Source organism: Paenibacillus sp. BR1-192 (assembly GCF_029542445.1).
Taxonomy (GTDB): domain Bacteria; phylum Bacillota; class Bacilli; order Paenibacillales; family Paenibacillaceae; genus Paenibacillus_AQ; species Paenibacillus_AQ lautus_A.
On record NZ_CP120718.1, the window covers coordinates 5,349,139 to 5,362,473 of the forward strand.

The window sequence follows — 13,335 nt, forward strand, 5'->3', positions numbered from 1 at the left end:
TCAAAACGCAAAAAAATCGTATTGCACAATAACTGTTTATGCAATATACTAATTATCAATTAAACTGTTTATATAATACACAATTATTTAAAGGAGATGTTCGGTTCATGATTACCTATGCTGTTGAAATTCGTCAGCTTCGCAAAAGCTTTGGGCACCAGACCGTTCTGGACGGGATCGACCTGAGCGTGCCGCAAGGAAACGTATTTGCTCTTCTCGGTCCTAATGGGGCCGGCAAAACAACCTTGATTCACATCCTGTCCACGTTGGTGACGCCCGATGCCGGGAGCGTGAGGATCAACGGGTTCGATCTCCGCGATCACAAGCAGGAGGTTCAGCAGTCCATCAGTCTGACCGGCCAGTTCGCGGCCGTTGACGAAGTGCTGACCGCCGAAGAAAACCTCAGGATGATATGCAGGCTGTCGGGTCTATCCGCGGCGGAAGCCGGGCGGAGAACCGCCGAGCTGTTGGAGCACTTCGATCTGGCGGCCGCGGCGGCCAAGCGCGTGAAGACGTATTCCGGCGGGATGAAGAGACGGCTTGATCTGGCGATCAGCCTTGTCGTACCGCGGCCCGTGTTGTTCCTCGATGAACCGACCACAGGACTTGATACGCGCAGCCGCCGTGCGCTGTGGGATATCATCCTGCAATTGAAGAGCCAAGGCATCACCATCCTGCTGACCACGCAGTATTTGGAGGAAGCCGACCAGCTCGCGGACCGGATTGCGGTTCTGGATGGGGGACGAATCGTGGCTGAAGGTAGTCCGGCCGAGCTGAAGACCCGGGTCGGTGGTGAAATGCTGGAGCTTCGCGACGCACGCGACGAAGTGATCCACAGGATTCCGACAAGCGGCAGCATCGGCGACGTCGCACATACGCTTCAGGAGTTCATACGCTTGCTCCCGAATGAGACGCGCGTAAGTCTTCACAGACCCAATATGGATGATGTATTCCTGTCGCTTACCGACAAGAAAATGGAGGGAATTGTATGATAAGAGCAACGGCTACAAAAACAAAAACAACGTCCTTAGCAGTTACCCAGTCTGTCTTTATCGGCCGCAGCCTCCGTCACAGCATCCGCAACGCGGAGGCGATGATAACGGCAATGGTGCTGCCGATCATGCTGATGCTGCTGTTCACCTATGTATTTGGCGGTGCCCTCGATCCCAGCGGACAGTATGTTAACTACGTGGTTCCTGGGATCATCCTGCTATGCGCCGGCTTCGGATCGTCCAGCACGGCCGTCGACGTCTCCCAGGATATGACTAATGGCATCATTGACCGCTTCCGCACGATGCCCATTCAAAGCTTGAGTGTCATCACGGGGCATGTGGTCGCCAGCCTTGCCCGGAACATGCTTGCGACAGGCGTTGTTATCGCAGTGGCTCTGCTCGTTGGATTCAGGCCATCAGCAGGGCTTATGGATTGGATACTCGCCATCGGCTTGATCGCGCTCTTCATCTTTGCCTTCACCTGGCTCTACGCCGCTATCGGTCTCGTTGCAGGCAGTCCGGCAGCGGCCAGCAGTTATGGATTCATCCTGCTCTTTCTCCCTTACCTCTCCAGTGCTTTCGTTCCCACCGAGACGATGCCGGCTTGGCTGCAAGGGATCGCAAGCAACCAGCCGATTACGCCGGTCATCGAATCCATTCGCGGATTACTGACGGGAGGCCCCATCCAGGATCAGATCGGCTGGGCGATCGGATGGTGCCTGTTCATCCTGATCGGCTCGATGGTATGGAGCATGTGGACGTTTAAGAGGAAAGCCGGACGACGCTAAATACGGGTGGCTGCTTTACTAAGGGCGCGCGAAGGATACTCCATCCGATTCCAAAAGGCTGCCGTGTCCTTCCTATCTCATAGTCGGTCATTCCACCAGTACCCCCGTAACTAACGTTAATGAAAGTCCGGCCGGAACGATACCAACCAACCGGGCGCTGAACAAGTCGGGCTTGGGCCGACTCAATCAGCAAAAAAAACGATCCTCATGAGAGGATCGTTTTTTTGCTCGGCTGTTGCTGCACTTTTTGGATCGACCAAGCCCCGTAACTTGGCCTACATCATGGCTTGTCCGAGGGTTCCTGTTGTTTTTTGGCTTGAAAATATTGCTCGATGCCATCCAAAATGCGTTCTAACCCGAAATCAATGTCATTGCCTATCGGATTCACTTCCTCGCTGTCTTCCGTATAGACCCCCGACATCACAACCGGGTACAGGAACGGAAACCGATCCGGCTTCATAAGCTGTTTCAGCGCTTCCGTATAATCGAGTCCACTGAACTGTTCCGGGGTGGAGCCTGCCTGTATGGCGCGGTCCATATCCCGCTGCATCATGCCGCTCGTTCTGGCATAATTGCTTAACAAGAGAATCAAGGACATCCGCTCATAATCATTCAGCGGAAGATCCTTCATGAACCGCAGACCCCAATCGATAAATCGCAGATTGTTCGGCGTAATGGGAATACCCGTAATCGGAATGTCTCCGAACCAGGGGTGATCCCGGAATACCTGCATCGTCGATTTGACGTAGACCCGCATATTCTCGCGCCAGTCAGCAGAATCTTCCGCCGGAATGGGAATATCGCACGCGGCGTTCTGCATCAGCACCAAAAGGTCGTCCTTGCTGGATATGTACCGGTACAGCGACATGGCGGTAAAACCCAAAGTGGACGCAATTCGATTCATGGAGACAGCTGAAAGCCCTTCTTTATCGGCGATGTCGATGGCCGTATCTACAATCTGGGAAAGGCTCATCTCCCGTTTCGGTCCCCGCTGCGGCGGCTTAACCAATCCCCAGCTGAGAGCCGCCCCTCTGGGCAGCTTGGATCCAATATCCGGATCTATCGTCTCATCGTTAGACATGATCATGTTTCCTTTCTGCATCCTTGCATCTGATAATAATTGTTTATATTATAAACAGTATAACATATCTCATCATCCATAGGTAAAGAGGGCGAATCAGGGTCTTTGCAGAGAGCTGCCGGCTTCGCCGCCCCCCTCGGAAGCAAAGCTGATCTGAACGATCTTCTCCTGCGAGCCATAAGTGGTGATCCAGCCGTGAGCCATGATCATATCCAGTCCCAACACATCTTGATAAGAAGCATAACAAATCCTTCCATCATAAAAAGCTGTTGAGATTGAACTCAACAGCTGATTCGTTAGCTCCCTGATGCCGTTGGCCTAATGATGATTTCATTCACATCGACTTCCGGCGGCTGCTCGATGGCATACACAATCGCTTGCGCAATCGATATCGCCGGGATCGATATTCTTCGATACTCCTTCATGACTTGTCTGGCCGTATCATCGGAAATGCTGTCGGCCAGCTCCGACTCCGTCACGCCCGGCGATATTTGCGTAACCCGGATACCTTTGCTCCCGACCTCCTGTCGCAGCCCCTCCGAGATTGCACGAACCGCATGCTTGGTTGCACAATAAACGGCAGCGGTAGGCGATACCTCATACGCACCGATGGAAGCGATATTGATAAATTGACCAAAGCCCTGCTTCTGCATCACCGGCAGCCCTGCCGCAATGCCATGCAGGACGCCGCGGACGTTCACGTCGATCATCCGGTTCCATTCGTCCACCTTCAAGGCTTCCAAGGGCGATAGAGGCATGACGCCTGCATTGTTGAGGATGACATCCACCCGCCCGAACCGGCTCACCGCCAAGTCGATGAAGGATTCCATCTGATCGAGATGAACGACATTCAGCGATTGGTAAACGGCTGAGCCGCCTTCCCCATTCAATGCGGCAGCCAGCTTCTCCAGCCTGTCCGTTCTTCTCGCCCCGAGCACCACATGTGCGCCATGCAGAGCGAGCAGCCGGGCCGCCGCTTCGCCGATCCCGCTGCTCGCGCCTGTAATGGCCACGACTTTTCCTTTTACGCTAGACATGCAACAACGCTCCTCCCGTTCCTGTTCTGTATTTCGAAATCCATTCCGCATTTTTGCCATGACACAATGTTAGATTTCCCGATACAATACCATTCCGGCATGATAGAGAACGCCGTCCCGAAAATCGCCGTCGGCCGTGAACCCGGTATCATCCACATATTCGATGTGATCGCCTTCCATGAAATAGCGGCCTTGATAGGCGCTTTGCCGCGGTCCTCTTGCTTCATCATAACGCCCGTTCGGGAGGAGCTCGTGGCGGATATATCCGTCCTTCGTAACCCACATGCCTGCATAGGGATGCTTCGCCCCATTCGCATCAAGAGCTGGATTCATTCCATTCCCTCCTCTTCGCTCTTATCTAATCCTCTTGAGTTTCATTTATAGCTGTCTGCCTTTAACCATTGAGGATAGTTCTATTATGCGTTCACACCGCATTCATCCGGTAGCCGAATCCACCATGATTCTTGCCTATTCCTGCATGATTGATTAAGATTGAACCATATACCATCGGAGGAGGATACCGACCCTGAATGTTCAACCATGAAGGAAGCCATCCGCACAACGAACTTGCAGGATACATTGAAAAATACACGGGCATGGACGGTACATATAGTACGTCGATACCCGCTCTGCATTTTATACGGGCATCCAGCGAGACGGAATTGGTCCACACGATTCATGAACCCGCGCTATGCATCGTGGTCCAAGGCCGAAAATTAATCATGCTGGCACAAGAATGCTATGTTTACGACCCGTCCAGCTATCTTGTCGTCTCGCTGCAGCTGCCCATATCCGGCCAAGTAATCCAGGCGGCACCCGAGCGGCCTTATCTGTGCCTTCGGCTGGACTTTGACAAGCATCAGATTTTCGAGCTAATCAAACCCGGCCAAGAGACCCCTCCCAAGAAATCCGACTCCCAAAAAGCCCTGTTTGTCAGCCCGATGAATCAAGCGCTGCTGGATGCCGTCGTCCGTCTGGTGCGCCTTCTGGATACGCCGGAGGATATTCCCGTCCTGGCCCCCCTGTTCACGAAGGAAATTCTTTATCGAATCCTTCAAGCCGACCAAGGGCAATCCCTGAAGCAGTTTGCCGTCAGCGGCAGTCATGCGCAGCGCATCGCGGCGGCTGCCCAGTTGATCGAGCGTGATTATAATCAGCCCTTGCACATCGCCAAACTGTCCGCAGCCGTCAATATGAGCCCTTCTTCGCTTCATCATCACTTCAAGGAAATCACCGCCATGAGCCCGCTTCAATATCAAAAGCAAATCCGATTGCAAGAGGCCAGGCGGCTCCTTCTCTCGGAAACCTTCGCGGCCGCCGACGCCGGATTTCAGGTCGGCTATGAGAGCCCCACCCAGTTCAACAGGGAATATGCCCGCATGTTCGGATTGCCTCCGATCCGGGATATCAAACGTCTTCGCGACTCATTGGACTTCGGCACGCACGAAACGTAAACCCGATCGGATACGAACAGCAAAACGGAAGGGATTCGCCAGTCAAACATAAAAAAACGGCATTTCTGCCGTTTTTTATGTCGGGCACCAAGCGGCCCTGCCTTTTATTCGCATGCTATCCTTTCGTTCCGCCCTGCAGCCCGAAGCCCTTGGACATGAACTGCTGGGATAGAATATACATGATGATCGCCGGGATGGCGTACAGCACCGAGAAGGCCGCGAGGCTGCCGTAGTCGACCATGCCGTACTGCCCGAAGAACTGGTACAGCTTCAGGGATGCCGGGAACTTCTCGGGCGATTGCAGCAAGATATACGGAACAAAGAAATTGCCCCAGCTGCCCGAGAACGTAAAGATTGCCACCGTGCATATCCCCGGAACCATCAGCGGCGCCACCACCTTGCGGATCCCCGTAAACACCGAAGCCCCGTCCACCCATGCGGCTTCCTCCAGATCGCTCGGCACGGAATCCATGAAATTCTTCATCATCCATATCCCGTACGGCATGGACGACGCTACATAGAACAAGATGACGCCAAAAATGTTGTCATACAGCTTTAACCCCAGGAACAGCTGGTAGACAGGGACCATAACGGCCGTAATCGGCAGCGAGGTCATGAACAGAATGGTCAGCATGAAGGGCTTCTTATATTTCATCTGATAACGGGATAACGGGTAAGCCGCTAGCAGCGCCAGCAGGACAACCAATACGGCTTGGCCAAGCGACATCACCAGGCCGATCAGATAAGCGCGCTGGTTCTCGCTGCTGGTAATCACCTCTACGTAATTGGCGCCGGTAATCTTGCTGGGCACTTTCAGGGATTGCATTGCATTCGGATCGACGGAAGCCACAAGCACCCAGAGCAGCGGCAGCACGAAGCAAATGCCGATCCCCGCAAGAATCGCATACGGCAGAATTCGATAGACTAATTTACGTTGTTTGGCATTCATATGATTTCACCCCTGGTTACTCTTTCATCGACCTGATATACAGGAGGCTTAACACAATCCCGATCAACAGCAGCAGCAGCGAAATAGCGGTTCCATAGCCTAATTGATAGTTCACAAACGCCTGATTGTACATAAAGATCGGCAGGGTCGTCGTGGAGTTGCCGGGACCGCCTCCGGTCATCGCATAGATGAGCCCGAACACCCCGAGCGTCTGCAAAGTAACCAGCATCATGTTCGTGGTAATGGTGCTTTTGATGTAAGGGATGATGATGCGCGTGAAGATTTTCCACTTGGAGGCTCCATCCACTACCGCCGCTTCCTCGATTTCGTTCGGCACGTCATCCAGCGCGGCTTGAAATACCAGCATCGAGAAGGCCGTGCCGTGCCAAATGTTCGCAAGAATGATCGTCAGCATCGGTACGGTAAACAGCCAGGTCACTTCCGAAAATCCAAAAAATGTGATAATCGCATTCAGCGTGCCTTCATCCCCGAAGAAGCTGTACAGACAAAGGGCGCACACGATCTCGGGCGTTACCCAGCCCGCAAGCACAATCGTTCCAATCACGCGCCGAAAGGTCTTGTTCCTCTGCTTCATCAGCAGCGCAATCAGAAATCCCAGCACCTGCTGCCCGATCACCGCCGAACCGATAAGAAAAACCAGCGTGTTCCAAATACTGATCCGAACCGTGGGATCCTGGAACATCCGGGTATAGTTGTCGAGGCCGATAAATTTGAGCTCCCTCGCCGCTTCCCCGGTCAAGGCCAGATTGGTGAAGGAATAGAAGAACGTTAACAGGATGGGATATATAAAAAACACGAGCATAATCGCGATTGAAGGCAGCAAAAAAAAGAGCCAGGTATACGTTTTTCTTCGTTTCGGGTAAACGTCCACGGACAGACTGCTCATGTGTGGTTCTCCTTCCATACGGATGATCTGAAAAACCGCTTGCCCAAGTCTCCGCGATGACGGGAGCGCTTGAGCAAGCCGGTTTTGCTTATAGCAGGTTATTTCTCCACGATATGATCCGCACCAACGATGCGGGTAACATCCTGCGCGTATTTATTCATGGCATCCGCAGGCGATGTTCCGGTTGCTACGGATTCCACCATCGTCTGGATCTGCGTCGACACTTCCGGATACTTCTCCTGAGCCGGTCTAAACTCTGCGTTCTGCAGGTATTCGGTCGCGATTTCGTTAAACGGCATTTTCGTATATTCCGGATCCTTGGCAACATCGGCACGCACCGTAATATTGCCGGAGGACATGACGAGCTTCTGGGTATTTTCCTTGCCCAGCGCATACTTGATAAATTCCCATGCCTCGTCTTTGTTCTTGGAATTGCTTGGAATCGACAGCGCCCAGCCTCCGGCCAGCGTAATCGAGCCGGGCTCCTGTCCTTGGCTGGTCGGCATCGGCGCAAAGCCGAGCACGTCTTTGTATTCTGGCCATGGCGCCGCGCCTGTTTCCATGTAGTTGCCCGTGATCCAGGAGCCGTCCAGCGAAATCGCCAGCTTGCCCTGCGGCAGGTATTCGCGGGAAGCCGTGTTGCCTGCCTGGCCGTTCAATACTTTGGAGAGCGGCGGTCCCAGCTTCTCTTTGTTGACCGTTTCCACAAAAGTCAGCGCGTCCAGAATGCCCTGGCTTTTCGTAATCCATTTGCCGCTGGCATCGTCATACAGCCTTTCGCCCGTTCCGTAGAGCAGCATCTCGTAGGTTTGCATGGAGGTAGCTTCGCCTGTAGCCTTGCCCATGTTCATCCAGATCGGTACAACGTCGGGCGCCTTCTCCTTGATCGTTCGCGCAGCGTTTAAGACCTCCTCCCAATTCTTAGGCTGCCAATCCTCCGGAAGACCCGCTTGTTTGAAAATATCCTTGTTATACCAAAGGCCCCTGGAATCCGTGTTATACGGCACGCCGTATACCTTGCCATCGCTGGCAGTGACGCCCTTCTTCATCGCTTCGATGAAGGAGCCGTTGCCCCAGTCTTCCCATCCCGCCAATTTATCGTCGAGCGGCTCCAGATAGCCGGCGCTGGCATCCGAGTTCAAGATGAAGGTATCTTCCGTCACGATATCGGGCGCCGTATCTTTGGATTTCAGCGCCAGGGCCACCTTGGCAAAATAATCGCCTTCCGATGCCTGAATCGGTGTCGGCTTAATCTCTACGCTTTTGTCAGGGTAACTGGCCGACACTTCCTTAAGCCATTTATAGAACGCTCCGTTCTCGCCGATCCCGTCATCCCGAAACGTAACGGTAATGATTTTCTTGGCCGTCTCTCCGTCCTTTCCCGGCTCCGGATCGCCGGTATCGGCCGGCGTTCCCTTGCCACCGGTACAACCGAACAACAAAGAAACGCTTAATAAAGCCGTCGTTACTAGCCAAATCCCCCTCTTGCCTGACTTCATACGGATCCCTCCTTTTGGCTGAACACATTGAATATATGATCCAAATTTTGGATACGCTTACGAAAGCGTATATTCAACTCTATTTAGTAAATAGCGTAGATATGCTTATTACCATATATAGTAAAAACAAGTATACAGATCCCTCTATATCTTCATTCCTTCAATTTTAGGTCTTTACTTTTGCCGAAAACGCTAATATATTTGTATGTACAAACAATTATTAAGTGGATATACATGGAATCAAATGTCAGAATCACAGCTAAAACTGGAGGTAACCTGCCCATGAGTGATCGCTTGATTTTTTTGCTGGCTCTATTTTCAGTGACTGGCTCAGGCCTCATAGCCGGCCTGTTCTTCGCCTTCTCATCCTTCATGATGACCGCTTTATCGCGGATTCCGAACGAACAGGGGATTAACGCCATGCAGTCCATCAATGCAACCATACTCAACCCCACGTTCGGTGCACTGTTTACAGGTACCGCCCTAACCAGTATCGTTCTTGCAGTCCTATCCATCCTCCGCTGGGGAGAACCGGGATCCGTCTACTTGCTGGCCGCCGGTCTGCTGTATCTGACGGGATTCATCGTAACGATGGCCTTCAATGTCCCGCTCAATGACGCGCTGGCTGCCGTTGATCCTGCGAGCAGCACAGGAAGCGAGGTCTGGAATGCCTACCTAAGTAAATGGACGGCCTGGAACCATGTACGGACGGTCACCTCCATAGGGGCCATGATCCTGTTTGTTTTTGCCTTACGGCATATCCCTTAAGACTCGATTAACCTGAAAACTAGATTTAAGGGCTGCCTGTTCAAACTTTCTAACACATAACCCATACCAACTCTACCGATTCTTCATTAGATATACTATCAATCTAGTAAAGGCGGTGGAGATTATGGGGATTTCCACGACAGGTCAGTGGAATCACACATGCCAACTTGACACTACAGCCAAGCCGCGTCGTAACATCGGATGGATATCAAGCAATTGGAGCGGATACTCTATCACTGGAAAAAAAGGGGCTTTCAAACGGGTCTCCGCCAAATGGAATGTGCCGTTTGTTCGGCCAAGCCGCGGGACGTCCTACTCCTCGGCCTGGATCGGCATTGACGGATTCAGCAACAGCAATTTGATACAGACCGGAACGGGTCATGATTGGATAGACGGCAAGGCTTATTATTATGCTTGGTGGGAGATTCTCCCCGCCTCGGTTACGTTCATTCCGCTGCCCATTCAACCGGGTGACCGCATGCATGCCAGCATCATCAAGTGCAGCGGGTCGAACTGGCTGATCTGCCTTCGCAACGTATCCCGGAACTGGACCTTTCGAACATTGCAGCGGTACGGCGGTCCGCAGACCTCGGCGGAATGGATCGTCGAAGCGCCGCAAATCAATGGGGCGCTTGCCACGATGGCACGATTGTCCCCCGTTGTCTTCTCCTGCTGCCGCGTCAATGGGAAACGCCCCAAACTCACGGCGGATGATGGGGGCATTATGCTCCAGAATTCAACCGTTACCTCCATTCCCTCCAATCCGAACCGGGCGGGAGACGGTTTCGTTGTCAAAGGCGTTCATCAATAAGGGACCTGGCGCCTTAAAACCTATAAACCAACAACAGCCGCTGCACGCCGGAAAAGTCCGGCATGCAGCGGCTGCCCCTTTATCATATTCCGTAAACCGGGTTTCCCTTAAACAGCACGGCATGGCGGCGGGACCGCCTGGCAACGGCTTCTGCGGAGCAGCTGGCTTCCACAATCACCGCATCCGCCGCATCCCCGACGTTTGGCCACGCATAGCGGCCGTCCTGGTCTAGCGGCGTCACGCCTCCCGTAATAAACCCGAGGGCCTGTCCGAGCGAACGCTCATCGCTCATGTGGAAGCGTTCGGCCAGCGTGCCCGCCTTGTCTAGATTATCCCCTTTGCCGAACGGGGACCAATGGTCCATAATGCTGTCTTGCCCAAGCGAGATGTTCACGCCGCGGCGATGCAGCTGCGGGATCGGGATGGTTCGGCCAAGCGGTACGGAGGAGGTGATGGAAATACCCAAGTCCGCTAACCGAATCGCCACTTCATCCACCTCGCTTGGTGAGACGTCCGCGAAAGCGAGGGCATGGCTGAGCGTGACTCTTCCGTTCCAACCCGCCTCTTCCGTAAGATCAGCAACCCGTTTAAAGGCATTCAGTCCGATCTGGGACGACTCATGCAGGTGCAGATCAATGCCGGCGTTGGCTTCCACCGCCAGCTCCATCACGGTGTTCAGCGATTTCTCCATATCCTCGTCCACCGTCGTGGGATCCAGCCCGCCTACCAGCGCGGCTCCGTTCCGGAGCGCTTCCCTGACCAGGGATACGGACTGGCTGCGAAGCAAGCCGTGCTGAGGAAAAGCAACGATCTCCACAAAAGCTTTTTCCTTATATCCTTCAACCGCCTGCAAGGTGGCTTCCAAATTTTTCAGACCGACGACGGGATCCACATTGCAGTGGGTGCGGACATGGGTAGAACCGTAACGCAGCAGCAGATCCAGCAGTCCCTCCGCTCGCTCCTTGGCGGTGGGAAGAAGCTCGGGAAGCAGCCTCTCTTCCTCCTCGATCCGGCTGAAGATTCCGTGAGCCGGACGAAGCGGTGCCTTCCATGGTCCTCCATAATAGGTTTTGTCCAGGTGGATATGCATATCTCTAAAAGAGGGCAGCATCAGATTCCCCTTCATATCCCATGTCGGCAGCAGCGAATCCGGCAAAGCCTCCGCGGGACGAATCTCAGAAAAAGCCCCATTCTCTATCCTCACATGAAAAAGTCCCGTTTCGGTTCCGGTCACCACGTCATCCTCGTAGCGGTAACCCGTTTCCAGTCGGACATGCAGCAGCCAGTATGCCTTGCTGTGTTTGTTCATATAACCTTCATCCCCTTCTCGCTTATATCTGCCCTCTTTTCGATATCCCTTAGTTCGCAGCCTCCATTAAGATGCGTTCGATTTCTTGATATCCCCGCTCCTGGGCGTGCTGCAGGGGAGTTACGCCGTTCCCGTCCGGAAGCTCAGGGTCTGCCCCATGATCCAGCAGCAGCTTCACGATACGCTGATAGTTCTCGCTGCCGTCACCGAGAATGACAGCCTCCAGCAGCGCGGTCCAGTTCAAATTATTAATATGGTTCACATCGACGCTGGTCCGGGTCAGCAGCTCCTGCACAATCTCCACATGACCGCGGTCGGAGGCCGGAATGAGAGCCGTACCGCCAAAACGGTTCGTGAGCGTCACATCCGCATCGGCATCAATGGCCAGCCTCAGGATGTCCAGCATTCCTTCAGCTCCGGCATACAAAAACACATTATTCAGTTGATGATCCCGAATATTGATATCGGCGCCAGCCTGAATCAAGGCGTCTACCGTATCGACATGATTGCGGTAGGTTGCCGCCATCACCGCCGTTCTTCCCTGTTCATCCGTCGCATCGATGTTAGCGCCGGATTGAAGAAGCTGTCGTACTTGCTCCGTATTCCCTTGCTCGGCGGATTCAATGAGTTGACGATCCATATTCTTCTTCACCTCGTGTTTCTCCGAATTTGGTTGACAGGCCGACAGGAAAAGGATCAATAGCATAGCTGTTATACGCAGCACCCGATACTCCCCCTCTTTCTATCGTATATATGGGTATGCTACCATGAGACAGAACCATATGAAAAATACTTAAAAAATTGAATTTATGAAGGTTTTTCATATACAAGGAGGTTTGCATAAGCATATGGATATCAGGCAGCTCCGCTATTTTATTGCCATCGTGGAGGAAGGCACCATCTCGCTCGCCGCCAACCGGCTTCATATATCCCAGCCGCCGCTCAGTCAGCAGCTGAAAGCCATGGAGGAAGAACTCGGATCGGTCTTGGTATATCGAAGAGGGAAGCGGCTGGAAATCACCGAATCGGGGAAAGCGCTGTACAAATACGCGCTCCAAATGACCCAGCTCATGGAAGAGGCTAAAGCCGAAGTGAAAGAGGTCGGGAACGGAGATAAAGGAACGCTGAGCCTTGGCATCAATACCCTGTCTTCGGTAGAGCTGCCGTCATGGCTCCATGAGTTCAGGGCAAGATATCCCCAAGTCTCGTATAAAATTCAGCAAAACGAGTCGTATCAGCTCTGTGAGCTCGTGCGAAACCGATCGCTCGAAGTAGCGATCGTTCGCCTGCCGCTTGAATTGGACGATTTCTCGATCCTTCATCTGCAGACGGAGCCTTTTTACATGCTCACCTCGGAGCCATCCATCGAACAGGAGACGACCCTCCCCCATATCGCGCAGCATCCGCTTATTCTGCCAAGCACGGAAGGGCTGGGCGTGTATTATACGATCCAGATGGCTTTCTCGGAGCAGAAGCTGCAGCCCAACATCGTAGCCGAATGCTCCGACATTTCGCTGCTCCTGCGCTTGGTCTCTTCGGGGTTCGGCGTGGCGATCGTTCCCGAGACCCTGATCAAACAGCAGCTGCCCGCAGCGGTGCACGCCTTCAAAATCAAGGACACCCCGGCTGCGGCCTCCACGGCCTTAATCTGGCTGAAGGATCACCATGTCTCCAGAACGGCGCTGAACTTCATTGACCTGTTGGCTAGCACCTTATAGATTTGCGCACCTCATCGGAGGT

Annotated in this window: 14 protein-coding genes; 6 read left to right on the plus strand and 8 right to left on the minus strand. The window is 53.3% G+C overall.

Annotated elements, in window-relative coordinates; translation table 11 throughout:
• The first annotated feature begins 107 nt into the window (after window positions 1-107).
• A complete protein-coding gene (locus P0X86_RS24115) occupies window positions 108-992 on the plus strand; it encodes an ATP-binding cassette domain-containing protein (protein ID WP_213579437.1) in 885 nt (294 codons plus the stop codon).
• The gene (locus P0X86_RS24120; RefSeq protein WP_277746658.1) at window positions 989-1,780 is read left to right on the plus strand and encodes an ABC transporter permease; all 792 of its coding nucleotides are present in this window, start codon (window positions 989-991) and stop codon (window positions 1,778-1,780) included. The genes P0X86_RS24115 and P0X86_RS24120 overlap by 4 nt, the downstream gene beginning before the upstream one ends.
• 280 nt (window positions 1,781-2,060) lie before the next feature.
• Here the strand turns inward: P0X86_RS24120 and P0X86_RS24125 are convergent, their stop codons facing one another.
• From P0X86_RS24125 to P0X86_RS24140, 3 genes are all read right to left on the minus strand, one after another.
• A complete protein-coding gene (locus P0X86_RS24125) occupies window positions 2,061-2,861 on the minus strand; it encodes a TetR/AcrR family transcriptional regulator (RefSeq protein ID WP_096776681.1) in 801 nt (266 codons plus the stop codon).
• A 296-nt stretch (window positions 2,862-3,157) separates the two neighbouring features.
• The gene (locus P0X86_RS24135; RefSeq protein WP_277746659.1) at window positions 3,158-3,898 is read right to left on the minus strand and encodes an SDR family oxidoreductase; all 741 of its coding nucleotides are present in this window, start codon (window positions 3,896-3,898) and stop codon (window positions 3,158-3,160) included.
• 69 nt (window positions 3,899-3,967) lie between these two features.
• Window positions 3,968-4,231: an Atu4866 domain-containing protein gene (locus tag P0X86_RS24140; RefSeq protein ID WP_096776132.1), complete on the minus strand. Its 264-nt coding sequence runs from the start codon at window positions 4,229-4,231 to the stop codon at window positions 3,968-3,970.
• 197 nt (window positions 4,232-4,428) lie between these two features.
• Between P0X86_RS24140 and P0X86_RS24145 the strand changes: the two genes are divergently transcribed.
• On the plus strand, window positions 4,429-5,352 hold the full coding sequence (locus tag P0X86_RS24145) for an AraC family transcriptional regulator (RefSeq protein WP_277746660.1): 924 nt from the start codon (window positions 4,429-4,431) through the stop codon (window positions 5,350-5,352).
• Between the two features lie 115 nt (window positions 5,353-5,467).
• On the opposite strand, the gene P0X86_RS24150 is transcribed toward P0X86_RS24145, so the two are convergent.
• From P0X86_RS24150 to P0X86_RS24160, 3 genes are all read right to left on the minus strand, one after another.
• Window positions 5,468-6,301, minus strand: coding sequence for a carbohydrate ABC transporter permease (locus P0X86_RS24150; RefSeq protein WP_009591022.1), 834 nt, complete (start codon window positions 6,299-6,301; stop codon window positions 5,468-5,470).
• A gap of 16 nt (window positions 6,302-6,317) precedes the next feature.
• The gene (locus tag P0X86_RS24155; RefSeq protein WP_009591023.1) at window positions 6,318-7,208 is read right to left on the minus strand and encodes a carbohydrate ABC transporter permease; all 891 of its coding nucleotides are present in this window, start codon (window positions 7,206-7,208) and stop codon (window positions 6,318-6,320) included.
• A gap of 98 nt (window positions 7,209-7,306) precedes the next feature.
• On the minus strand, window positions 7,307-8,707 hold the full coding sequence (locus P0X86_RS24160; protein WP_213579440.1) for an ABC transporter substrate-binding protein: 1,401 nt from the start codon (window positions 8,705-8,707) through the stop codon (window positions 7,307-7,309).
• Window positions 8,708-8,989: 282 nt separating this feature from the next.
• Between P0X86_RS24160 and P0X86_RS24165 the strand changes: the two genes are divergently transcribed.
• Window positions 8,990-9,475 carry an anthrone oxygenase family protein gene (locus P0X86_RS24165; RefSeq protein WP_277746661.1) on the plus strand — a complete coding sequence of 162 codons (486 nt, stop codon included), beginning with the start codon at window positions 8,990-8,992 and terminating at the stop codon, window positions 9,473-9,475.
• A gap of 124 nt (window positions 9,476-9,599) precedes the next feature.
• Window positions 9,600-10,286, plus strand: coding sequence for a G1 family glutamic endopeptidase (locus P0X86_RS24170; protein ID WP_213579441.1), 687 nt, complete (start codon window positions 9,600-9,602; stop codon window positions 10,284-10,286).
• An 82-nt stretch (window positions 10,287-10,368) separates the two neighbouring features.
• Here the strand turns inward: P0X86_RS24170 and P0X86_RS24175 are convergent, their stop codons facing one another.
• Entirely contained in the window at window positions 10,369-11,595 is a 1,227-nt protein-coding gene (locus tag P0X86_RS24175) for an amidohydrolase (RefSeq protein ID WP_277746662.1), read from the minus strand.
• Window positions 11,596-11,644: 49 nt separating this feature from the next.
• On the minus strand, window positions 11,645-12,301 hold the full coding sequence (locus P0X86_RS24180; RefSeq protein WP_277749087.1) for an ankyrin repeat domain-containing protein: 657 nt from the start codon (window positions 12,299-12,301) through the stop codon (window positions 11,645-11,647).
• A 142-nt stretch (window positions 12,302-12,443) separates the two neighbouring features.
• Between P0X86_RS24180 and P0X86_RS24185 the strand changes: the two genes are divergently transcribed.
• A complete protein-coding gene (locus P0X86_RS24185) occupies window positions 12,444-13,313 on the plus strand; it encodes a LysR family transcriptional regulator (protein WP_213579443.1) in 870 nt (289 codons plus the stop codon).
• Window positions 13,314-13,335: the final 22 nt, after the last annotated feature.

Excerpts from the sequence above, each read along its gene's own strand:
- P0X86_RS24165 (WP_277746661.1), top strand. The coding sequence starts at position 8,990 with ATGAGTGATCGCTTGATTTTTTTGCTGGCTCTATTTTCAGTGACTGGC.
- P0X86_RS24150 (WP_009591022.1), bottom strand. The coding sequence starts at position 6,301 with ATGAATGCCAAACAACGTAAATTAGTCTATCGAATTCTGCCGTATGCG.
- P0X86_RS24145 (WP_277746660.1), top strand. The coding sequence starts at position 4,429 with ATGTTCAACCATGAAGGAAGCCATCCGCACAACGAACTTGCAGGATAC.
- P0X86_RS24120 (WP_277746658.1), top strand. The coding sequence starts at position 989 with ATGATAAGAGCAACGGCTACAAAAACAAAAACAACGTCCTTAGCAGTT.
- P0X86_RS24155 (WP_009591023.1), bottom strand. The coding sequence starts at position 7,208 with ATGAGCAGTCTGTCCGTGGACGTTTACCCGAAACGAAGAAAAACGTAT.
- P0X86_RS24185 (WP_213579443.1), top strand. The coding sequence starts at position 12,444 with ATGGATATCAGGCAGCTCCGCTATTTTATTGCCATCGTGGAGGAAGGC.
- P0X86_RS24175 (WP_277746662.1), bottom strand. The coding sequence starts at position 11,595 with ATGAACAAACACAGCAAGGCATACTGGCTGCTGCATGTCCGACTGGAA.
- P0X86_RS24170 (WP_213579441.1), top strand. The coding sequence starts at position 9,600 with ATGGGGATTTCCACGACAGGTCAGTGGAATCACACATGCCAACTTGAC.
- P0X86_RS24160 (WP_213579440.1), bottom strand. The coding sequence starts at position 8,707 with ATGAAGTCAGGCAAGAGGGGGATTTGGCTAGTAACGACGGCTTTATTA.
- P0X86_RS24140 (WP_096776132.1), bottom strand. The coding sequence starts at position 4,231 with ATGAATCCAGCTCTTGATGCGAATGGGGCGAAGCATCCCTATGCAGGC.
- P0X86_RS24180 (WP_277749087.1), bottom strand. The coding sequence starts at position 12,301 with ATGCTATTGATCCTTTTCCTGTCGGCCTGTCAACCAAATTCGGAGAAA.
- P0X86_RS24115 (WP_213579437.1), top strand. The coding sequence starts at position 108 with ATGATTACCTATGCTGTTGAAATTCGTCAGCTTCGCAAAAGCTTTGGG.
- P0X86_RS24125 (WP_096776681.1), bottom strand. The coding sequence starts at position 2,861 with ATGTCTAACGATGAGACGATAGATCCGGATATTGGATCCAAGCTGCCC.
- P0X86_RS24135 (WP_277746659.1), bottom strand. The coding sequence starts at position 3,898 with ATGTCTAGCGTAAAAGGAAAAGTCGTGGCCATTACAGGCGCGAGCAGC.